The 23,161-nt window shown below is 59.0% G+C and carries 9 protein-coding genes; 3 read left to right on the top strand and 6 right to left on the bottom strand.

Going from position 1 to position 23,161, the window contains the following annotated elements; genetic code table 11:
* Positions 1-23 precede the first annotated feature (23 nt).
* From B2G88_RS16525 to B2G88_RS16510, 3 genes are all read right to left on the bottom strand, one after another.
* On the bottom strand, positions 24-1,016 hold the full coding sequence (locus tag B2G88_RS16525) for a carbohydrate ABC transporter permease (protein ID WP_054861920.1): 993 nt from the start codon (positions 1,014-1,016) through the stop codon (positions 24-26).
* Positions 1,017-1,042: 26 nt separating this feature from the next.
* Positions 1,043-2,353: an ABC transporter substrate-binding protein gene (locus tag B2G88_RS16520; protein ID WP_054861877.1), complete on the bottom strand. Its 1,311-nt coding sequence runs from the start codon at positions 2,351-2,353 to the stop codon at positions 1,043-1,045.
* A 741-nt stretch (positions 2,354-3,094) separates the two neighbouring features.
* Positions 3,095-3,460 carry a hypothetical protein gene (locus B2G88_RS16510; protein WP_054861879.1) on the bottom strand — a complete coding sequence of 122 codons (366 nt, stop codon included), beginning with the start codon at positions 3,458-3,460 and terminating at the stop codon, positions 3,095-3,097.
* A 519-nt stretch (positions 3,461-3,979) separates the two neighbouring features.
* On the opposite strand from B2G88_RS16510, the gene B2G88_RS16505 reads away from it, so the two are divergent.
* Both B2G88_RS16505 and B2G88_RS16500 read left to right on the top strand, forming a co-directional pair.
* Positions 3,980-5,311, top strand: a complete 1,332-nt coding sequence (locus tag B2G88_RS16505; protein ID WP_087715429.1) for an ABC transporter substrate-binding protein — start codon at positions 3,980-3,982, stop codon at positions 5,309-5,311.
* Positions 5,312-5,406: 95 nt separating this feature from the next.
* Complete coding sequence (locus B2G88_RS16500; protein ID WP_087715428.1) at positions 5,407-7,710, top strand: methyl-accepting chemotaxis protein; 2,304 nt, start codon at positions 5,407-5,409, stop codon at positions 7,708-7,710.
* Positions 7,711-7,840: 130 nt separating this feature from the next.
* Here B2G88_RS16500 and B2G88_RS16495 read toward each other — a convergent pair whose 3' ends face one another.
* From B2G88_RS16495 to B2G88_RS16485, 3 genes are all read right to left on the bottom strand, one after another.
* Positions 7,841-18,304 carry a right-handed parallel beta-helix repeat-containing protein gene (locus B2G88_RS16495; protein ID WP_176393275.1) on the bottom strand — a complete coding sequence of 3,488 codons (10,464 nt, stop codon included), beginning with the start codon at positions 18,302-18,304 and terminating at the stop codon, positions 7,841-7,843.
* An 80-nt stretch (positions 18,305-18,384) separates the two neighbouring features.
* On the bottom strand, positions 18,385-19,212 hold the full coding sequence (locus B2G88_RS16490) for a winged helix-turn-helix transcriptional regulator (protein WP_087715424.1): 828 nt from the start codon (positions 19,210-19,212) through the stop codon (positions 18,385-18,387).
* Positions 19,213-19,479: 267 nt separating this feature from the next.
* Positions 19,480-20,598: a hybrid sensor histidine kinase/response regulator gene (locus tag B2G88_RS16485; protein WP_087715423.1), complete on the bottom strand. Its 1,119-nt coding sequence runs from the start codon at positions 20,596-20,598 to the stop codon at positions 19,480-19,482.
* A gap of 266 nt (positions 20,599-20,864) precedes the next feature.
* Here B2G88_RS16485 and B2G88_RS16480 point away from each other — a divergent pair, with 266 nt between their 5' ends.
* Positions 20,865-22,937 (top strand): histidine kinase N-terminal 7TM domain-containing protein, encoded by a 2,073-nt coding sequence (locus B2G88_RS16480; RefSeq protein ID WP_176393274.1) that lies wholly within the window; start codon positions 20,865-20,867, stop codon positions 22,935-22,937.
* The last annotated feature ends 224 nt before the right edge of the window (positions 22,938-23,161 follow it).

Genomic DNA, 23,161 nt, shown 5'->3' with positions numbered 1-23,161 from the left:
TGGAAGAATCGTCGAGTTCGTCATCACAGATCACCTCGCTTGTACTGCATGTAGAGATACGGTGCGACCACTGCAAGCGCCATCAGGAAGAGGACGGTCGCAACAGCAGCGCCGTATGCCCACTGGGATCGAGAGAAGGCGACACGGAACATCATCACTGCGAGGATGTCGGCGGATCGGCCGGGGTTGTCGCCAAACATCACGTAGATGAAGTCGAACGCCTTCAGTCCGAACACCATCAGAACGACGGCTGCGGAGGTCGTCGCTGCACTGAGTTGTGGGACGATCACTCGCCAGTACATCTTGAACGAACTCGCACCATCGACTTTCGCGGCTTCGTAGTGCGAGTCCGGAATCGCACGCAAGCCCGCAAGATAGACGACCATCGCGTAGCCGCTGAACTGCCAGGTAAGCGCAAAGATAATCGCTGCTAACCTCGTTCGGGTGTCACCGAGCCAGTCCATCGTGAAGGCATCAAGCCCGATTGTACTCAACACGACGTTGATCGTCCCGGTCGAGGGATTGTACATCCACGACCAGAAAATCGCCGTCACGACGAACGAGAGGGCCATCGGCAGCAGATAGATTGTCCGGAACGTGTTCTCGAATCGAATGTTCTGATCGACGAGAATCGCAAGGACGAGTCCGGCCGCAAGCGAGATCACCGTAAACGCAACCAACAGGACAATCGTATTTCGGAAGGCCGCAATAAACGATGCATCACTCAGCATCCGGGTATACATCTCGAGGTTGAGATTCGTATACTCCGGTTGCAGGAGGCCGCTCCAGTCAGTGAGTGAAATAAGTAGATTCCAGCTGGCTGCACCGTAGACGAACAGGCCCATCAACAGCGCCGGTGGGAGCCAGAACGGGAGCGCCTGGACCGCATCGCTGTGTTTCAATCGTGTGAACGTCCCGCCGCCGGTCGGTGCTTCGCTCCCGCCGTCGGTCCGAATCTCGTCATCTGCTCCGCTATCGGAGTCGCGGCGAGTAAGACGAGAACGAAGTCGATCAATATCAAAACCCATGGAACTGTACTGGGTTAGAAGATGTTGACCAGTTCCTGCGTCGTCTCGTCGACGTCCCAGTTATCCGTAAAGACCGCGAACGCCTCCTCGACTTCGCTGGCCTGTGCCGGATTCAATCCGCTCCCGTGGGAGATTGAGACTGTCTGCTGGTCGGACGATTCGAAGTCATCCATCTGATCCTGCAGGAACGGTGGGAAGTCGTCCGTCGGGACGTCAGTCCGCGGCGGGATCGATCCCTTGTGCGGGTTAAAGCGCTCTTGGGCGTCCGTCGTCGTACAGTAACTAATGAACGCCTCCGTCGCATCCGGCGTTGGATTGTTCGATGGGTAGACGAAGCCGTCCATCACCATCGCATACATGCCCTCAGTACCTGGGAAGACCATGTAGTCCCAGTCGTCGCCGTACTCGAAGTCGTCGGCACCCTGGTACTCGCCGGCCGCCCAGTCACCGTTGTGGTGGAACGCGGCATCGCCAGTGATGACATCGTTGTTCGCTTCGTCCCACGCAACGGTCCCTGCGTCTTCGTTGTGGTACTCGCTGACCGCTTCGACGAACTCGAGGGACTCTTCGATTTCGGCCTCGAGCTCGGCTGCCTCGCCGTCGAGGAACTGCTCGTAGGCGTCGACGCCGTGCTGGCCGATGAAGACCATCTCCCAGAACTGCAGTGCGCCCCACGGCTCCTGGGTCTGCTGTGCCAGTCCGACGTAGCCCGCGTCGTCAACCGCTTCGAACGCCTCGAGGAGGTCCTCGGGACTCTCGAGGTCGTCTGGATCGACGCCTGCGTCGTCCAGAACTTCGGTGTTGTAGAAGACGTTGTTCAGGCGGTGGATGTTGATCGGCGCGATGACGAGGTCGCCGTCAGGTGCGGCAGCATCGAGGACACCGTCGACGTAGGCGTCCTCGTCGTCCCAGTAGTCCGCAACCGGCTCGAGGGTGTCTGCGTCGAGATAGTCACGCAGTGCCTCGCCGGGCCAGATCTGGAAGGTTCCTGGCGGGTCCTGATCGAGCACACGAGTCTGTATCTCGGCGTCGATTGCTGCTCCTGCGCCACCGGGTGCCGGGTTGTCCTCGACACCGTATTCGTCGTATTCCTCCTCGAAGCCTTCGACGAGCGCGTTGAAGGCCTCCTCTTCGCTCCCGGCCGTCCACCAGTGGACGATCTCGAGTTCTTCATCGACGTCGTCGGAGCCGCCGTTGCCGGCGTCCGAATCGTCGTCGAGATCTTCAGGATCTTCATCTTCTGCACAGCCGGCTAGTGCCACTGCACCAGTTGCACCTGCGATCTGAATATACTGCCGTCTCGATAGTGGGCTCTCTCTTGTCATGGCTTCGCAACACTTGCTACTATACAACTTCCATTATATAAGAGTATGTATTTTCAAATGGATCATGTCGCCGAAGGGTGTTGTTACCCCCTCTGTGAAGTCGATATCAGCAAAATCTGAATTATTCGAACACGCGTCCGCCTCGAGACTGAATTGCTTCCACGCGATCTGCAACGCTATTGAGACAGCGGAGGTTCCCCTTCAATCGACCCTGTTTGGTTTGTATCCGGTTCCCGAACGTGAACGTAACTGTGTCGACTCCCTCGCCGGGTCCGTTATGAACGTCTACAAGTAGTAATACTCGTAATGCCAATTGTTGCATAAAACAGTATTACGAGTATTACTATACTCCGAACGAGGCGATTATCACCGGGTTGTCCGCGGTTAGGCACCTATTTGTCGCGATTGTCGCCTGAATCGGGAACTGTGAATAACTTATTTACAGACGTATGAACGTAATTCACTATCCGAAATTGGGTAGCGTGTTGAGAGGTATCTGAACTCGAGCGGTTGAGAACGCTTGGTACCCGTGAGCGCTCGAAAGCAGGTCAGAGAGGCAGTGAACCACTCAAAACCGGACTCGAGAAGGGAGTAACAAAGTAATACTCGTAATGCTTATCTGAGTGGGTTCCCGTTGGTACTGGGGTGCTCACCGCTCGAGTAGCACAATCTCTGTTTGCTGCCACCGGTCCTGTCAAAGAGTAACAAACCAAGCGCTTGAGCACAGCTGGGAGACTGACGCTACTCGCCGTACTCGGATTGGAGATACTCGAGCATCGAGAGTAGATCGTCGGTGTCGGATTGATCGAGGTTGTTGAGTCCGACAGCAATGAGCAGCGGGTAGAAATCCTGGAGTTTCTGGAGATCGTAGTTCGTTGCTTGTGCTGTTTCGAGGCTCAACTCACGATACGCCAGGTTGAGTGCGTTGTGCAGGTCCTCCGGAACGTACATCGTCATCCCTTCCCAGTCATCCTTGACGTTCCCGAGATCCTCGAGGTCGTACGACTCTAACGCATTGGCATCGTCACCACTTGCATTCTCGAGGAGTGAGTCGATGTATTCGGCGCCGTCACCTGGTGAGTCATCGGCTGGTGGTTCCTCAGACATGGGCACCCTCGGGAGTGGTGGCTGCGGGTTGTGGTGGTGTTCGGTTCGGGTTGCTCGAGTGTGGTAATACCATTATAAGTTGTATTACTCTTTGTCGCACCTATAAGTCTTTGTCCGTGACGACAGAGTGTTCAAAAGAGTACTCGATACCGTGTATAAACATATATATTGTTTTTATCCTGTTGTGAAGTATTATCGAAATATTCTGACTCTGACATACTGTAGTGCCGTAGACAGTCTCGTGGGAGACGGGTAGATATTGTATGGAGGTAACAATTTATGGCAGGGCTGTCTCGTCAATTGGTGGTGAGGTGGCCTGTGAGGAGATTTCAGACTGGTTTCAATAGCGACTCCTCGAGTAACTGCTGTCGGATACTCGAATGTGAATTCTCTCGTATAATCAATAGAATTAAACTTAAATTTGTTTTTACAGACCGTTCGATCTACTCACTCATCTATCACCTCAGCAGTAGAAAGACTGAACAACGGGCACCACCTTCGTGGTATCCATACCTGAAGATGGGAACAGGGAACTCAGCCAAACCAACGCTCTTCCGACGGACGGCCCTCCAGACCGGGGCAGCGGCTGGACTTGCAGCCGTTGGACTCGCAGGCTGTACGAACAACCGCGGCACGTCCACTGACGAAGAACCGACACCCGAACCGGCCCATGAGGAGCCGTTCGAACTCATCCACTGGTGGACCGCCGGCGGGGAAGAAGACGCGCTCGAGGCGTTGCTCGAGGGATTCCTCGAGTCGACGGAGTACGACGAGACTGATCTTACTGAGAATCCAGCGCCCGGCGGTGCTGGCTCGGCGCTGAACGCGGCGGTGCAGTCGCGGCTGGTAGATGATGACCCACCGAGTACGTTCCAGATCTGGCCCGGCGAGTCATTGCGTCCGTTTCTCGACTCCGAGGTCTTTGGCGATCTCGAGGAGATCTGGGACACCGAGATGGAATCGGCGTATATCGAGAGCGTCACGGCACTTGCCCGCGACGGCGGAACTTACGTCGCAGTGCCGATCAACATCCACCGGTTGAACAACCTCTTTTACAATATCGAGGTCGTCGAGGACAGCGGCGTCGACCCCCACGGAATTGACGATCCAGTGGACCTGCTCGAGGCGTTCGAAACCGTTGCAGACGCCGGCTACATCCCATTTGCCCACCAGACACAGGAAGCGTGGCCGACAGTCCAGTTATGGGAGACGCTCTTTATCGGCATTGCTGGTCCCGACGCGTTTCACTCCCTGCTCGAGGGCGACGTCGAGTCACTCGAGGCAGATATTTCCGAGTCACTTTCGCTGCTCGAGCGCTACAGTGGGTCCTTCAGTCCGGATACGAGTTCAATAACCTGGGAAGAAGCGAACGGGCAGGTCATCGACGGCGATGCGGCGTTTACGCACCAGGGCGATTGGGCTGCTGGCCACTACCGAGCAATCGGCCTCGAGTATGGCAGTGACTGGGGTCACGTCGCGTTTCCGGGGACGGACGACGTCTATACGATGGTGCTAGATTCGTTCGTTATGCCGGAACCAAACCCGACGCCGGAGATGACAGCGGCGTTTCTCAGCTACTGTGGCACCGCAGACGCACAGGAACGGTTTAATCCACCGAAGGGGTCAATCCCGCCACGTACCGACGTCTCAACCGACGCCTTTCCACCGTTTCTCGAGGATCAGATGCAAGAGTTCGAGGCGTCGTCTGCTCAGCCGCCAACGATTGCACACGGCTCAGGGATCGAGCCCTCGGCAAAGAACGAACTCGAGGAGGTGTTTGCAGTGTTCCTCGAGTCGTGGGACGTCGACGAGACGACCGACCGGATTCTGGACACACTTGACGATGAGTGAGAAGACAACAACTCGAGTAACAGCATCGCAGCCCCGGTTGAGAGCGAACGCGGCCAGCACTGACACAAAGACTGAGACCAGTAGTATTCGACACAATGTTGCGTAGGCTCCGTTCGAACGTCCCCTCGAGAATCCGCCGGAGTTACGCGCTCAAATTCGGGATCGTACTGTTGCTGATCGGTGCGTCCGTCGGCATGATCGGCTTCGTTGCAACCGAGGAAATTCGTGCCCACGTCCAGAGCGAGGCAGATGAGGAGTTTACGACGCTCGCCGAGCAGGAAGCCCGGAGCCTCCAAGCGTGGTCCGAAAGCAACGAGCAACGGGTCGAGACGCTCGTGCGGAGCCCGGACCTCCGGAGTCTTTCGACGACGGAACTTCGCCAGTACACTCAACATCCAGAACGGGCGAACGCGATTCACATCGTCGACACCGACGACGGAGAGATCATCGCAAGCACGGATCGGGCACTCGACGGACAACCTGCCACTGAACTCTCGGTTCCCGACGCGACCGGACTGCTCGAGGTAATCGAACCGTTTTCGGTCTATCGCTCGAGTCCGTACCTGCTCGATGATGGGGACGCGACACCTGCAGTGACGTACGCCCAGACGACCGGTGACGGGGCGATTGGCGTCGTCTACACGGTCGAGTTGGAGCAGTACAGTTCCCAGTTCGGAACGTACAGTGACGAGCGGTCGACGACGATGGTGCTCGACGGACAGGGCGCGCTCATGTTTGGGGACGACGGCTACGGTGAGGACAACGAGCAGTTCGTCCAGTCCTACGACGGGGCTGACGATGCCGTTCTGGACAGTCAGGTAGCTACGTCTCGGACGGTGTCAGCGGACACGATGCCAGCGTTGCTCACCGCCTACGGCTTCCCACAGGAAGAGTACGTCGTCGGCTCAGCACCGGTCACAGGAACAGACTGGACCGTACTCATCCATGAGCCAACGGCGGACGCCTACGGGTTCGTCACGACGGTGCAGTGGCTCGGTTTTGCCGCAACTGCTGGGCTCATGGTACTGGTAACGGCACTGGGGGCCGTTGTCGGGCGAAATACGGCGCGGTCGATCAACAGATTGCGAGAACAGGCCGCCGAAATGGAACGCGGCAATCTCGACGTCGACCTCGAGACGGATCGTGTCGACGAAATCGGCCAACTGTACCTCGCATTCGACAACATGCGCCGCTCGTTGCGAACGCAGATCGACGAGGCACGCCGCGCTCGAGCAGATGCCGAAGCGGAACGACAGCACACGAAGCGACTGAACGAAGACCTCACCGAGGCAGCGAGCCGATACGCGGCAGTCATGCAGACTGCTGCAGACGGCGATCTCACGGTTCGGATGGACCCCGAGATGACCGATACCGAGGCGATGAAAGACGTTGCGACCGAGTTCAACGGCATGCTCGAGCAACTCGAGGAGACGATTGCTCGCCTGACCTACTTTGCAGGCGAAGTCGCCGAGGCAAGCGAGCAGGTCTCGAGTTCGAGCGAGACGGTTCGTAATGCCTCAGAAAACGTCGCCGCGTCCGTGCAGTCGATCTCAGATGGGGCGGCACGACAGAACGATTCCCTTCAGGACGTCTCGAGTGAACTCTCGGATCTCTCACAGACGACGCGAGAGATCGCCGACGCCTCGAGTGAGGTGACAGAAATCGCAACCCAGACCGCTGCCACCAGCGAAGACGGTCGTGAGGCTGCTAAAGAGGCGATAAGTGGTGTCGACGCAATCGAAAGCGAGTCCGAACACGCCGTCGACGAGATCGAGCAACTGGAAGGCGAGGTCGCAGAGATCGACCGGCTCATCGAGCAAATCCAGGTTATTGCCGACCGTACGAACATGCTCGCACTCAACACTAATCTCGAGGCTGTTCGCTCCTCGAGCGGGAACAGCGAGGACTTCGCGGCGGTCGCCGAACAGGTCAAAGACCTCTCGGCCAACGCAAAAGACGCCGCCGAAGAGGTCGAACGCTGTCTCGAACGGATTCGCGAACAGACAGCGGATTCGGCCACTGCGGTCGAGCGCACGAGTTACGAAGTGAACGCGACTGCGCGGCGAGTGATGAAAGCTGCAACCGCACTCGAGGATATCGCGGTCTACGCTGAGGAAACGAAATCGGGCGTCGAAGACATCTCGACGGCGACCGAGCAGCAACTGGATTCGACCCACGAAGTCGTCTCCGAAGTCAGTGAGGTTGCGACGATCAGCCAGGAGACGGCGACGGGTGCAGATACCGTCGCTGCCGCAACCGAAGAGCAAACGAGCGCGCTCAACGAGGTGACGGGGTCGATGACGCAACTCGCAGAGCGGGCGAACAAACTCTCGACGGCGCTGGATCGGTTCGAAACCACGACGCCCGACGAAGAGGATGTACCGCTCGAGCAACTGTAAAGCGCGGGAGACGAGTGCAGCATTTTCTCAGTCCGTATCGCTGCTCGGTGTGACGTTCCGTACGTTCACTGCGGTGACACTAAATAAAAGAAGAACGACAGGACCTGAAACGACAGTGCCTGCCCCGTCTCTATCGGTCGTTCTGAGGGCGACGAAGCAACAGTGTGACAGCCAGAAGCACCGTGAGAACGGTGATGACGAGTCCGAAGCCAGGTACACGATCAGAGCCAGCATCCGTCCCAGACGTCTCGTCAGCAGGCGCTGGTGTGTCACTATCGTCAGACGAAGACACATCGTCGTCGGAAAGCGGCGCGTCGTCGTCCGATACGGACGCCGAATCATCGCCAGTCGACGGTTTGTCACCGTCAGTTCCAGACGCGTCATCGTCCGCCTCGTCCGTCTCTTCGTCGTCAGTGGACGCATCCTCCTCATCGGCGGGCGTATCGTCATCCGATGACGACGATCCGCTTCCGCCGCCGATTGACGATCCAGCCGATGGCGAATCAACCTCGAACGACAACTCGTGTGTTGCGTCGTTCCCTGCGTTGTCGGATACTGAGAGCCACACATCGTACTCAGTATCATCCTCGACGGAAAGCGTGTGTTCAATCGCCGACGAGGTGATCGAGGTGTTCTCGTGGGCAGTACGGTCAGTGCCATCGATCTCGAGTCGAACCGAGCCCACGTCGATGCCGGAGAGCGCGTCGTCGTACTCGAGGCGAACGGTGACAGTGTCGGTACCGTCATCGAGCACGTCCCCATCGGCGGGTGTCTCGGCCGTGATTTCGGGCGGCTCGTCGTCGATGACGAGTGCCCCGTACGTCGAGAAGCCGTCGACGTCGGCGACGAGCGTTGGATTGCTGTCTGGGTTCGTGACCGTCGACTCGACTGGGTCCCAGGTAGTGGTTTGCTCGTCGTAGTGGTAGAGTCCGACATCGGCTGCAGTGTGGCCATCGGCGAGGTCGCTCTCCTCGAGTGGCATCGAGATCGTCGCGTGGTCGATGGTGCCGTCCTCGAACCACGAATCGACGAGGTCGTCGAGTTCGGCAGACAGGAAGCCAACACCGAGTTCATCGTCCGCCAAATTTGCGTTGACGGTGCCTTCGGAGAACGCGAGGAAGAGATCGTCAGACGTCAGTTCCGGATCGTCAACGTGGAAGTCAATCGTCGTTCCAGTGTCGTCGATTGTGATCGTCTCATCCGCGAGTGAAAACCCGGTGTAGATGACCGCCGAGGTGGAGTCCTCACCAGCGTTTCCAGCCAGATCGGTTCCGGTAGCCGTAACGCTGTAATTTCCGGAGTTGTCGAACTCGAGTGTTCCAGTGTACGTCGTCGCACCTGCTCCGGCATCGTCCATCGTCACGGGTGCGGATTCGGACGCGCCGTCGTCGTCGGTAAACGTCGCGGAGACGTCCGGAACGTCGGCGAGCGGTTCGGTGCTCTCGACGACGACCGTTGCGTCATCGCCGGAGATGTCCTCGAGTGTGACCGCCAGTGAAGGCGCTTCTCGATCAATCACAAGCGTTCGGTCCGCGACGAGTGAGTCAGCCGTGTCGCTTTCGTCGACGGCGAGTACGGAGAGTACATACGCGCCATCATCGGGAAGGTCCTCAAGCGGAATCGAGGCCGACCAGTCCTCGCCAGCGACGTGGTCCGCCTCGACTTCGACGAGGTAGTTCGTCTCGAGCGAGTCGACGAAGACGCTCACGTTCTGTACCGCGAGGTCGGACTCGACCGTCACGTCGACGGTGGCCTCGTCGCTTGCGTGCTCTTCATCGGGATCGATGCCGCCGGCATGTCCACGGACGTCGATCCCGGTGATGTCGACGGTCGGTTCGCTAACGGTGACTGTCCCGGCGGGCCGCTCTCCGAGGAAGAGGTCGTACGAACCAGTCTGTCCGTCCTCAAGGGTCGCCGAGAGGTTGACCGCCCCAAGGTGGTAGAATCCCGGCTGCACTGAGAGTTCTTCGGACGTGTTGAGCGTCACCGTCTCCGTACTGTCCTGGTGCGACGCCGTCAACGAGACGTCCCCGGGTTCGTCAACAGTCCCGTCCTGATAGAGGCTGCCCACCACGTAGAACTCCTCTCCCTGCACGACTTCGGTCGCCGAGGTGGAGGCAGCGATCACCTGGATATCTGAATAGGCATCGACAACCTCGAGTTCGCCGGCATTTCGCTCGCCGAGCGTGAGGTCGTACGTGCCGGCCTCGAGGTCCTCGTTGATAGTCGCCGAGAGGTTCACCGCCCCGAGGTGATAGAATCCTGGCTCGAGCGAAACCTCGTCCGTACCATTGAGTTCAACCTCCGTGTCGCCGTCTCGAGCTGTCGCGTTCAACGAAAACGTCTCCGACCCGCCAATCGTCCCGCTCTGGTAGAGGCTCCCGATCACGTGGAACTCCTCGCCTTGCACGACTTCGGTTTCCGATGCAGACGCGGCGATCACCTGAATATCCGAGTAGGCGTCGACAACCTCGAGTTCGCCGGCATCTCGCTCGCCGAGCGTGAGGTCGTAGGTGCCGGCCTCAAGGTCCTCATCGATGGTCGCTGAGAGGTTCACCGCCCCGAGGTGATAGTATCCTGGCTCGAGCGAGATGTCGTCGGACGTGTTGAGCGTCACCGTCTCGGCGCTCCCTCGATGCGTCGCGTTCAACGAGACGTTCTCGGGTTCGCCAACAGTCCCGTTCTGGTAGATGCTGCCCACGGCGTGGAACTCCTCACCTTGCACGATCTCGTCTTCGGAGGCAGACGCCGCAATCACCTGCAGATCGGAGTACGTCTCGATGACCTCAATCTCACCGACATCATGCTCACCCAGTGTGAGCGAGTACGTTCCTGGGTCGGAAATTGTACCGGACACATTGAGCGCGCCGAGATGGTAGACCCCAGGCTCGAGTTCGACAGTTTGCGAGTCGAGGTCGATTGGATCGCCGCTCTCGTGTTCTGGTGTCGCCGTCAGCGGAATCGTCTCGGAGAACGACTCGCCGCCGTTTGCCGTCGCGTTCTGATAGATACTCCCGACAACGTAGAACTCCTCATCTTGGAGGACTTCGATCTCTGAGACCGAGCCCGCAATTACCCGAATGTCGGACGGCGATTCTTCGACGCCAATCGTCCCGGCGTCGCGGTCGCCGAGCGTGAGATCGTACGTGCCGGCCTCGAAGTCGTCGCCAATCGTCGCCGAGAGGTTGACCGCCCCAAGGTGGTAGTATCCTGGCTCGATTTCGACGCCTTCCGAAACGTTGAGCGAATGGATCTCGTCGCCATCGGTCGGCGAGATATTCAACGGGATATCTTCCGGCTCAGAAGCAGTCCCGTCCTGGTAGAGGCTTCCAATCACGTAGAACGACTCTCCTTTCGTGACGTTCATTTCCGAGGGAGAAGCAGCGATAACCTGAATATCTGAGTAGGCTTCGACCACCTCGAGTTCGCCGGCATTTCGCTCGCCGAGCGTGAGGTCGTACGTGCCGGCCTCGAGGCCCTCGTCGAACGATGCCGAAAGGTTGACCGCCCCAAGGTGGTAGTATCCTGGCTCGAGGGAAACGTCTTCGGACGTGTTGAGCGTCACCGTCTGGGCGTTCTCCTGGTGTGTTGCGTTCAACGAGATGTCTTGTGGACCATCGACAGTCCCGTTCTGGTAGAGGCTGCCCACGGCGTGGAACTCCTCACCCTGTACAACTTCGTTTTCCGAGGCAGACGCGGCGATCACCTGGATATCCGAGTATGCCTCGATGACTTCAATCTCACCGAAATCGTTCTCACCCAGCGTGAGGTCGTAGGTGCCAGACTCAAGTTCCTCGTCGAACGACGCCGAGAGGTTGATCGCCCCGAGATGGTAGAATCCCGGCTCGACCGAGATATCTTCGGACGTGTTGAGCGTCACCGTCTCGGTGCTCCCTCGATGCGTCGCGTTCAACGAGATATCCTGGGGACCGTCAGTCGTCCCGCTCTGGTAGATACTGCCCACGGTGTGGAACTCCGTGCCCTGCACGACTTCGGTCGCCGAGGTGGAGGCAGCGATCACCTGGATATCTGTGGTGGCTTCGATTACCTCGAGTTCGCCGGCATCTCGCTCGCCGAGCGTGAGGTCGTACGTGCCGGCCTCGAGATCATTGTCGAACGATGCCGAGAGGTTGATCGCCCCGAGATGGTAGTATCCTGGCTCGAGGGAAACGTCTTCGGACGTGTTGAGCGTCACCGTCTCGGTGCTATCGTCCTGATGCGTTGCGTTCAACGAGATATCCTGAGGACCGTCAGTTGTCCCGTTCTGGTAGATACTGCCCACGGCGTGGAACTCCTCGCCCTGGACGACTTCGGTTTCCGAGGCAGACGCAGCGATCACTTGGATATCCGAGTAGGCATCGACAACCTCGAGTTCGCCGGCATCTCGATCACCAAGCGTGAGGTCGTACGTGCCCGCCTCGAGCTCCTCGTCGAACGACGCCGAGAGATTGACCGCCCCGAGGTGGTAATATCCCGGTTGGAGTGAAACATCGTCAGTGACGTTGAGTTCAGCCTCCGTGTCGCCGTCTCGAGCCGTCGCGTTCAACGAAATCGTCTCTGGTCCGTCTATCGTCCCAGCCTGATAGAGGCTCCCGATTACATGGAACTCCTCGCCCTGCACGACTTCGGTTTCCGATGTAGACGCGGCGATGACCTGAAGGTCTGTGTACTGGTTCTCGAGCGGCAGCGTCTCGACGACCATGTCGTTGAGCCTGATCGTGATGGTGTCGCTGTCGACCTCATCGAACGGTGGGGCAGTCGGCTCCCACTCGAACTCGACGGCATCACGAGTGATACCCGGCTCGGCGGTGATCGTCTCGGTCGTGGTATATTCCTCCTCGAGTTGTTCGCTCTCGATATGCAATTCGACCGGTATGTCGCCTTCGACATCACCGCTGTTGTACAGATTGGCGGTGATCTCGGCCGGGTCGTCGACCAGCAGTTCCGTCGGATCCACGCTCGCTCCGAAGATCGTGATGTCCGCGCTCTCGAGCACCGTAACTGTGCCCGCCGGTTTATCGCCGACGGAGACATCGAACGCTCCGCTCGTCTCAAACGTGTGCGTAAACTCGACCGTGGCTGTCTCGTCGGCTTCGATGTCACGGGTCACGGTATCGACGACGTCGCCGTCGATCTCGAGCGGAACGACCAGTTCGCCGTCGCCCTCGCCGACGTTCTCGACCATCGCGGTAATAGTCGCTTCCTCGCCGGTTTCGAGTTCGGTCGGCGTGACGCTTGCGTCCGTGACCTCGAGTTGTGGTACATCAGTATCCGGCGACACAGAGAGGTCAATAGTGTCGAACTCGGTCACTTCGTCCGCGTCTGGTTCGGCAGCGATGACGATTGCCTCGGTGCCGTCGAACTCGAGGTCTGACTCGAACGTGAACGTCTCGGTGGTGGTCTCGCCGGGCTCGAGCGTGATTTCACGGAGATCAGACTCGTACAGTGGTTCCACGCGGTCCACATCCGCAGCCATCTCTGAATCGACCGTTCCGTCACCGCCCTCAGGGAGACCGTTCGCCTGAACGACGGCCAGATCGGTCATGCGCTCGGCTGGTTCGGTACCAGTGTTCTCTACCGACGCGACGACGGTCAGCTCCGAACCCTCGGTGACGCTTGTCGTACTCTCGTCAGAGAGGATCTCCAAGGAAACGTTGGTCGACGGCGGCTCGAGTGGCTCCGGAGAGACGACGATATCGACCGTCGTGGTTTCACCGTCAGTCACCACGACCTCCTCGGCAGTTCCGGTCAACGGCGGGACGTCTTCGGTGAACACCTCGAGCGTGTACGTTCCCGGCTGGAGTTCGAGTTCGTAAGTTCCGTCTACGTCAGAGCGCGTGAGTTCGTCATTGCTACCGTCAGTGGCAGTGACGTGGGCACTCATGACAGAATCGTCGGTCTCTGCATCGGTCACCTGGCCGGCGACAGTTCCTGTTTCGGGTTCGAATTCGACCGGCTCGAGTTCGACACTGTGTATCAGTTCACTGTCTTCTATCACCTCGAGATCAGTCGCTTCGGCCTCGACGTAGCCGTCGGCACTCACCGTCAAGTCGTACGTCCCAGCAGAAACAACGTGTTCGTATTTGCCGTCTTCGTCGGTTGTGACTGCCTCCGTAACTCCAGCGTCATCAGTCACCGCAACAGTCGCCCCCTCGAGCGGCTCATCGGAATCGGCATCGATGACAGTGCCAGTGATCGTCCCAGTTTCGATGAGTGGGGACTCGAGCCACGGTGAGAATAGAACGGACTCGTCGTCTAACCAGTGCCGATCGCTGGTCGTGATCGAGTCGCCGCTTCCGTCGGCAACGTCGTCAGTTTCGGGGTCGGTTGCGTCGCCGCCTGGACCGTCAGTTGCGCCCCACCAGTTGTTCGTCGCGTCGAGAATCACGTCGTCCCCGCGGTCGTAGAGCAGTCCGTCGCCGTTTCCGGCGATGGAGTTTTCGGTGACGAGAACGGTCTCGAAGTGATCGCTGACGGAGAGTCCCGTCCCCGTGTTCTCTTCGATGCGGTTCTCGGTGATCGTGACGTTCACGCCGAAAGCGGTCTCACCGGTCACGACGAGCCCGTCGGCGTTGTACCGGACGGTGTTCGACGCGATCGTGCCATCGGTCGTCTCGACGTGAATATCGAATCCGACATCGGCGCCGTTATCGGTGACAACGTTGTTCGAGATCGTCGCCGTCTCGCCCCCGACGTCGATGGCGAATCCGGCGTCACCGTCGTTGTTCCTGATGGTGTTGTTCGTGACCGTTACCGTCTCTCCGTCGACGCTGAGGTCGAATCCTCCGTCACCGTGGTTGTCCCTGACGGTGTTGTTCTCGACCGTTGCGCTCACGCCGTCGACGTCGAGGTCCATCCCGACCCCGCCGTTATCACGAACGGTGGAATCGCTAATCGTCACAACGCCGGTGAGCGACCCGAGATCTTGTTTCACGCCGTCGCCACTACTTCCGGTTACCGTGTTGTTCGTGAACGTGACGTTCTCGCTGGTGGATCGACCGCCGGCTGAGAGCCGACCAAACTGAACCCCAGTACTCGAGTCCTCGACGACGTTATCCGTAACTGTCAAATCGTCGGCGGTGAGGACGTGGAGACCGCGGTTAGCGTCCTGGACGTCGTTCCCGACGATCGAAAGCTCCTCGACGCCGTCTGCGTACATTGCGGTTTGGCCGACAGCTGTGAAGTCCACGTTCGAGACCGTCACGGCGTCGCTTTCGTGGACGTACACCCCGCGTTCTGCGTCCGTCACGTCGATCTCGTCGACGGTCACCGACGAGGAGTGCCAGACGCTGATCGCACCGCCATCGCCGATATCGGTGAACTCGCCGCCGGTGATATCGACGCTATCGGAGTGTGTCATCTGGACTCCCGCCGTCACGTCCGAGAACGAGTGACCGTCGATCTCGACGTTCGCCACGTCGACGAGGATGACTTGTCCAGCATCCGGATCGATCTCGGGACTGTCTTCGCCAAGGACGTACACGAGCGGGTCGCCCCCAACGGTGTTTCCGGACATCGCGTGTGGCTCCTCGTCGAGATCTTCGGGAACGCCGTCGAGCCGAACGCCCGTGGCGAACTGGTTGTCAGTGACCGTCACGTTGATCGCATCGTCGAGCACGAGGTCGGTTTCGGTCCCCGAAAACTCGTTGTTATGGACGATCGTATCGTCACCGGCGTGCGGGATTGCCTCGGAGACGTCGGTGAAGGTGTTCCCTTCGATGGTCGCTCCGCCCATGGAGATCGTCCCGTCCCGGTGGATCCCCCATTCGGCGTCCTCGATCGTATTGTCCGCCACGACCGAATCGCCTCGGACCTGGATGGCGAGGCCGTCTGTCGCCATTACGTTATTCTGACGGATTTCGAGTCCCGATCCGGTTGCAGAAATGGCGTCGCCGTCGCCGCTCACGTTGTTCTTCGCGATATCATGCTTGTCCCCTGTAAGATCGATCCCGAGACCCTGGGTGTCTTCGATCGTGTTGTTCGTGATCGTACCGTCATCAGAGGGGGACCAATCATCATCGTCGACGACACCAGCACCGTTTCTGCGAATCTCGTTGGTATCGATGCTGAATTCATCACTGTTCTGGTTGATTGAAAGTGCGGCACCGTCGTTGTCGACGATAGCAGTATTTTGAAGTGTGAACTGATTGCCGCTGACGAAGACTGCCGCGTCCCCGCCATACCCCTCGATCCGGAACCCGTCGACGGTCACGTCCGCTGCGTCCACCGTGATCGCACGCTCGAGGTCACCCCCGCCATCGAGGACGGCTCCACCGTCGGACACCGAACGCAGCGTCAATTCCTTGTCTATCGTCAGTGACTCTTCGTAGGTCCCATCGCCGACGAGGATCGTCTCACCTGGCTGGGCTGCGTCAATTGCGTCCTGAATGCTGTCGCCATCCTGCACGCCGTCGACGAGCACCTCAACTTCACCGACCGGCTGGCCGTCGACCTCGAGATCGTACGTACCCGCCTCGGCGAGTGGAACGCGCAATCGTGCACTCTTGGCGCTCTCGCCGTCGACGTCGAGGTGCCTGGTGTCGGTCGCGACTTCGAGTCCCTCCTCGTCGTAGGCGACGAGTTTGCTCTCGACGCTCTCCTGGGTCTCGATGAGGTTCTCGTAGCGTACGTCGACGTTCGCCTCGCCCGCAGCGCTCGGATCGACGGGCGCTTGGACACCGCTGATGATCGAATCGTGCAGTCGGTTGGTGTCGGCCAGGTAGACCGGATCCGAAACCACCTCGATCGTCCCGACCTCCTCGCCCTCGAGGAACGCCGTGTACGTTCCAGGGTCGGTAATTCCCTCGGTGTCGAGGAAGTACGTTCGTCCTTCCATATCCGGCTCAGGCCCTTCGGCGTCCACGTACGCGACATCTTCGCGACCGTCAAACGCCGGCCCCTCGAGGTCGAGCGTCGCGTCCTCATCGACGTACGTACTTCCGAGGTTCGTCGCCTCGTAGGCGATCTGAATCGAGTCGCCCTCGAGCCACGTTTCGTCGAACGGCAGGACTGAGCGAACAATCGGTTCGTCATCGTCGACGACGGTAACTGTCCCGACGACCTCGTCATCGACCTCGAGGTCGTACGTCCCCGCCTCCGCGGGTGCGGGTATCGACGAGTCGACGGTGTTCGTCCCGTACGCTGGCACCTCGAGGCTCGCGGGCTCGGCCTCATCGCCGATCCCGACGTCAAAACTCGCAGTGCCCGTCGGATCCCAGTCGTTTCGTGCCGTCACCGTGATCGAAATCTCGTCATTCACAAAGACACCGTCGTCGAACGCGACGTTGACGACACGCGGATCTGCGGGTTCTGGTGCACCCGTCCACGTGTGGTGGTTGTTCTGCACGCCGAGCATCACGCGGGCGTCGCTACTGGAGCCCGAGACACCGGCATCGATGGCCAGCAGTCGCGTGTCTCCTGTCTGGACCGCGACGTAGGCGATACCGTCGACGACAATGACGTCACTGGAACCACCGGTCTCGACCGACCACAGTTCTTCGCCATCGGTCACCTCGAGCGCTCGTAGCGCCTCCGAATCGGTCGACTGCGGAACGAACAGCGTTCCGTCGGCGACCGTTGGTGCGTCCCATACCGTTGTCTCGTCGATCCAGCGTTCGGAGCCGTCGGCCGCATCTAGCGCGTATAATCCATCATAGGCAACGAAAACCGTGGTCTCACCGCCTTCCCCCGAGACGGTCGGTGTCGTGGGCGTCTGCATAGCCTCCCCGACAGATGGGTCCCCGAACTCGTACATCCATTCTTCTTCACCAGTCTCAAGATCGAGCGCTACGGTAGAGCGGTCGTAATCGTCATCGTAGACATCACCTGACTGAACGCCTTCCCGGAGACTGACGTAGAGGTTCCCGTCCGCGACGGTCGGCTCCGAGATAGCCGAGCGGTCCTCGAGGACGCCGTAGTCGTCCCATGTCCACTGCTCCTCACCGTCAGACGCATCGACTGCAACCAGCCCATCGGCCGTGCCAATGTAGACCGTTCCGTCGACAACGGTCGGGCCGCTGTAGATGGCCTCCATCTCCGTTGACCACTGCTCGCTTCCGTCCTCGGCGTTGAGTGCAAGCAACTGATCCGTGCTCGCATCGAGCGACTCGCCCACGTAGACGTACTCGCCGTCGACGCCGAGCGCTCGCGTACTGCTCGTTCCCTCCTCGAACTCGACCTCCCACTCGAGCGTTCCGAGTTCGAGATCGAGCGCCCATACGCCATCCGCACCGGTGACATACACCGTCCCGTCGACGACGGTTGGTGATCCGTCGACCGGGATCTCGGTCGTCCAGCGTGTCTCACCCGTTCCCACGTCGTACGCGGTGACGGTCCCGTCTCCGCCAGAACTGCCGGTTGTCGTCACGAGTATGCCGTCGACAACCGTTGGGGCTGCCCCCGTTGAGAGGTCTGCATCAGTCTCCCAGAGCACGTCGCTTTCGGTACTATCGAACTGTGTCGGTGTGACACCGTCCGACGAAAAATTGCTCTCACCGTCTGCTGTGACGATCCCGACTGCACCCACACCGATGCACAATCCACAGACAGCGATAACTCCAACCCAGAGATAGACGGCCGATTCCCACCGGACCATCTTGCGTCCCACGTTTACCATGAGGGAAAGTACATTCAATCCGTAATAATATCCAGCTTAGGGGGGAGGGAGTCGGTCACTTAGGTTTCCCTAAGTGGGTCTGCCTCGAGTGATGATAATCGCTCGTAGAGTTGTGTGACCTGATCGTCCCGCTCGAGGACCGGCTTCGAGTACGTCGATTCGAGGAGGGAAAGCGTCGACTCGAGGGCCTCGCGCTCGCGTGGCTTGTCTGGTTGGCCGAGTCGTTCGACTTGGCGGTCGACAGCAGCGATCAGGTCGTCTCTGCGAAGTGGTTTCCGCAGGAAGGCATCGCATGGCCACGCACAGAGCGACGGATCGGGTCGGGCACTACTGAGACCGATACGGCGGGTCGTGCCAGGGCAGCGCCGGCTGAACGTTTCCGGTTCGTCATCCCACAACTCGAGATCGAACAGCACGACATCAGGTGCCTCCGTGAGGTGTTGTTGGAGTTGCGTGTGGCCGCTGGCAGTGATGACCGCAAATTGGTCGTCCAACCACTCGCCATACAATTCGAGGAGTCGGCGATCACGGTCGCCGAGCACCACCGTTGGTCGGACGGCATCGATGTGTTCAGTCCCCCACGCCGTGAGCGAATCGAACACTGGTTGCAAGTCATGGCCGGCGTCTGTGAGTTCATACGAGACTGTAAGTGGTGAGTCAGTGACCACACGCCGGTCGACGAGTTCGTGGTCCGATAACGACTCGAGTGTCTTCGTGAGCATATTCGGCGAGATTTCGGGGATGGCAGTCTCGAGTTCGTTGAATCGAAGCGGACCCGACTCCAGCAGGACGGCTATCACCACAGGGTCCCACTTATTCGAGAGCAACGAGAGAGCATCGAGTGCGAGCCGATCAGCAGGTGGGATATGCACATCGGGTCTGTCCATACACCACTTGGACAGTCCATCACTATATTCTTACACCACTGGACCTCATCCGCTACGACTGCACGCTCTCGCGGCCCCTCGAGGACACGTCGCGAGTGTGGAGCGAGCGAATCGTCGACGCTGGACACTATAGTAGCTATTGAAAGTCACTGCACACCTGATCGCAAGATGACGTTGCGATCAGTGTGTAAAGCGTTTCAAACAGGTATCAAGGCGGATTCCCCGGGCCACCGTGCCCGGGGTTGAAGAGGTACTATGCCGGGGAGACTACAGTGGCTCACGCTCGAGAGTCACAGCGACTTGCGTTCCGCGCGGATCGTTATCGGTAATTTCGAGGTGGCCCCCAAAGGACTCGAGGAGCGTCGTCACCAGATACAGCCCGACACCCATCCCTGATCGGGCAGAGAACCGAGTGTTCGGATCGGCAAGCGCCTGTTTCTGTGAATCCGGAATACCGATTCCGTCATCGGCGATTGTAACGGTGACGTCCGTCTCAGTGGTCTCGAGCGTCACCGTCACCTGCGGCGGTGACTGATCTGAGTGGACAACAGCATTGACGAGAAGATGGTCGAATACGGATCCGAGCATCGGTGACGCGTGGACGATCACCGGCCCGTCGGCGGAGTCCTCTCGCTCGAGTGTGACCTCGACATCGTGGTCGCGCCGGATCTGCGTTATCTCGGCCTCGAGAATCGCGTATAACTCACACGGCTCGTCTTCGACACCGTCAGCGGCAATCACGTCGATCACGGCCGCAGCCGTATCCGTGAGGTCAACGGCGTGACCGGCCGAATCCAACAGCAACTCGAGTGTCCGTTCATCGTTCGGGTCGATACCGTGTCGAAGTTGGTCGCCCAGACCGACGATCATGCTGACATCGTTTCGAATATCCTGTCTGACGATCCGATTGAGGAGGGCGAGTCGATGGTTCCGGTCGACGAGTTCGCGCTGGTGTCGCGAGCGTTCGATAGCGTATCGAAGCGTTCGCAAAATCGTCTCTCCAGTGACGGTCCCTTTCGAGAGGTACTCCTGTGCTCCACACTGGATCGCCTCGACGCCGATTTCGGTTTCGTTCTGGCCGGTGACGACGACGATTGGCAAATCCGGCGCGTATTCGACCACGCGTTCAATCGTCTCGAGGCCCCGACTGTCAGGAAGCAATAGATCGAGGAGGACGACGTCCGGCGAGTCCGTCCGTATCCGTTCGAGCGCCGCCTCGAGGCAGTCGACGTGGTCGATGGCAGCAATTTCGAGCGGTGCGTCAGTTCCCTCCCGCTCGAGGGCAGCGTGGCGTTCGTCGATCAGCCGTTCGATGAACTGAGCGTCGTCGTGATTGTCCTCAACGAGGAGCAACTCGACGGCGTCGGTGGGATCGGTGATGGACATTCGGAGTCACCTGTGTACGTGTGTGGAGCCAGCGTCGCAGTATACTATCTCTGGTCAACACTTACATTAGTTCATCGGAAGTGACGTCGCGACGCAAAATGAGGGTGGAGGGTGGATGTGGGCCTGCCAGTTGGTGATCCACAGGCCGTCCTCGAGGGTGACGGGAACGGCCGTTGTGGCTGCGTTTTTCGTGGGAATTCCGTTGTGCGAAAGTGACGGTCCAGCTACACGGAATGTATTTGACGCTGCCCTGCATTCGAGGAGATGTGCCCCACGAGTTCACGATGATACACGCGGTCAGCCTCGTACTCATCGGACTCTTGAATTTCTCACTCGCCGTTCTCGTCCTCCGGACGCGGGCAAAAGCCGACGTCGTCCCATTGAGTGGCTTTCTCGGCGGGATAACCCTCTGGACGTTTCCGCAGGGAGTGTTGCTTCTCGTCACAAACCCGGCAATCGGATTGGCGCTGTCGGTCGTGATCAACGCCGGGGCGGTCATCATGGCGACGGGGCTCTTTCATTTTGCGCTCGCGTACACGGGACGGACCAACTGGCTCCGTCCGGGTCGACTCGGCGTCATTTACCTCGGGACCTGCGCATGGCTTATCGTCATCCTGACTGATCCACTTCACAACTGGATGCACCAGCCAATACAGTATACACAGGTGCTATTGCCGGTCGTCGAATACCAAAACGCCGGCTACTGGCTCTACGTGTTCTGGAACTGGTCGCTCTCTGCCGGCGGCATCTTCCTGTTTTTCATCGAATATCTCGAGGCCCGCGGGAGCGGTGTCTACCAGAAACAGGCGCGACTGGTCGTCCTGGCACCGTTGATCCCCGGCACGGCGAACGTCCTCGCGTTCAGCGGCATCACAGAGATCAACTACTCAGTGTGGGGGTTCGGCGCCACTGGCATCCTCATCGCCGTTGCGCTCTACCAGTACCGGTGGCTCGACCTCCTCCCCATCGCTCGTGATACTGTCGTCGACGAGATGCGTGACGGCTACGTCGTGGTTGACGACGAACGACGGATCGTTGACCGGAACCCGGCTAGTGAGTCACTCCTTCCCGACGAGCAGGTGATCGGACACCCGATCACGTCCGTCCTCCCGGAGTGTCTGCCACTGCTCGAGGGAGCGGTACAGGAAACGACGTTCGAGAAACACGGCACCATTGTCGATGCGAGCGTGTCGGTGGTTGAGGATGGCCAGAGCAGTGGTGCTGTTTTGATGCTTCGAGACGTAACCGAGCAGCGCCGCGCCGAAAAACGCTTCCAGGCGCTTATCGAGAACGTCTCCGATATTGTGACTGTTGTCGACGAAAACGGTATCATCACATACACCAGCCCCTCTATCGAGACCATTCTCGGCTATCGATCCGACGTCCGCATCGGCGAGTCGTTGTTCCGGATAATCCACGACGAGGACCGGGCCAAAGCAATCACAGAGTTCGACGCACTGTGTGATGGGCCACAAACCGAGCGGCGATTTGAGTATCGCGTCCGCCATCGTGACGGCTCCTGTCTCGTCCTTGAGGGAGTGGCCGTTGACTTGCGCGACAACGATATTGTCGGCGGCGTCGTGATCAACTCTCGAGACGTTACCGAGCGAAACAACCGCGAGCGCGAACTCGAGCGAACGAACCGTCGACTCGAGGAGTTCGCGGGCGTGATCAGTCACGACCTCCGAACGCCACTGCGCATTGCACGACAGTACACTGAGTTCGCTGAATCGTCCGCGGATCCAGACGATTTCCAGGCGATTACCAACGCTCACGACCGGATGGAACAGATGATCACGAATCTGCTGACGATGGCTCAGGCCGGAACAACGCTGACAGACCCCGAACCGGTCGACCTCGAGTCGGTGATCACCGATGCTTGGAGCATCACCCAGACGGATGAAGTTACACTCGAGTGCGAACTCGAACCGGAGTGGACAGTCGTCGGAGATCGGACGCAACTGCTTCACGTCTTCGAGAACCTCTTTCGCAATACTGTCGAACACGGCGGAGCGCATACTGCGTCCGGACAGGAGACCGCTGCCAACGGGACCGACCAAACAGTGACACAGCACGATGCGTCGCCAGTAACCATCCGAATCACACATCTCGAGGGCAACCCCGACCGTGGGTTTGTCGTCGAAGACGACGGAGTTGGCATTCCGCCAGCCCAGCGGGAATTTGTCTTCGAACGCGGCCAGACGACGAGCCAGAACGGAATGGGTTTTGGCCTCGCTATCGTCCGCGATGTGATCGACGCACACAACTGGGAGATTACGGTGTGTGACAGCGCTGCTGGCGGTGCCCGATTCGAGATTATGACCAAGGCAGACCGTTGACCCGGGATCTGAACCGTGTCTCGAGGAGGTATCGATGATACAGATGAAAAATCGAACGCGCTCATGAAAGCGAGGAACAATCACGAATAGACAGAGAATTGATGTATGGCAGTAATGTAGAGTGGCGAAATACCATCGGGAATGATAGTGTAGTCACAAGTCGAGATATATCCGAAATATCTCCGATAATACCCAACAGTATCGCCTTCGTAGAACGAAAGCAT

This window comes from Natronolimnobius baerhuensis, from assembly GCF_002177135.1.
Lineage (GTDB): Archaea > Halobacteriota > Halobacteria > Halobacteriales > Natrialbaceae > Natronolimnobius > Natronolimnobius baerhuensis.
This window is presented reverse-complemented; position numbering and strand designations above follow the sequence as displayed.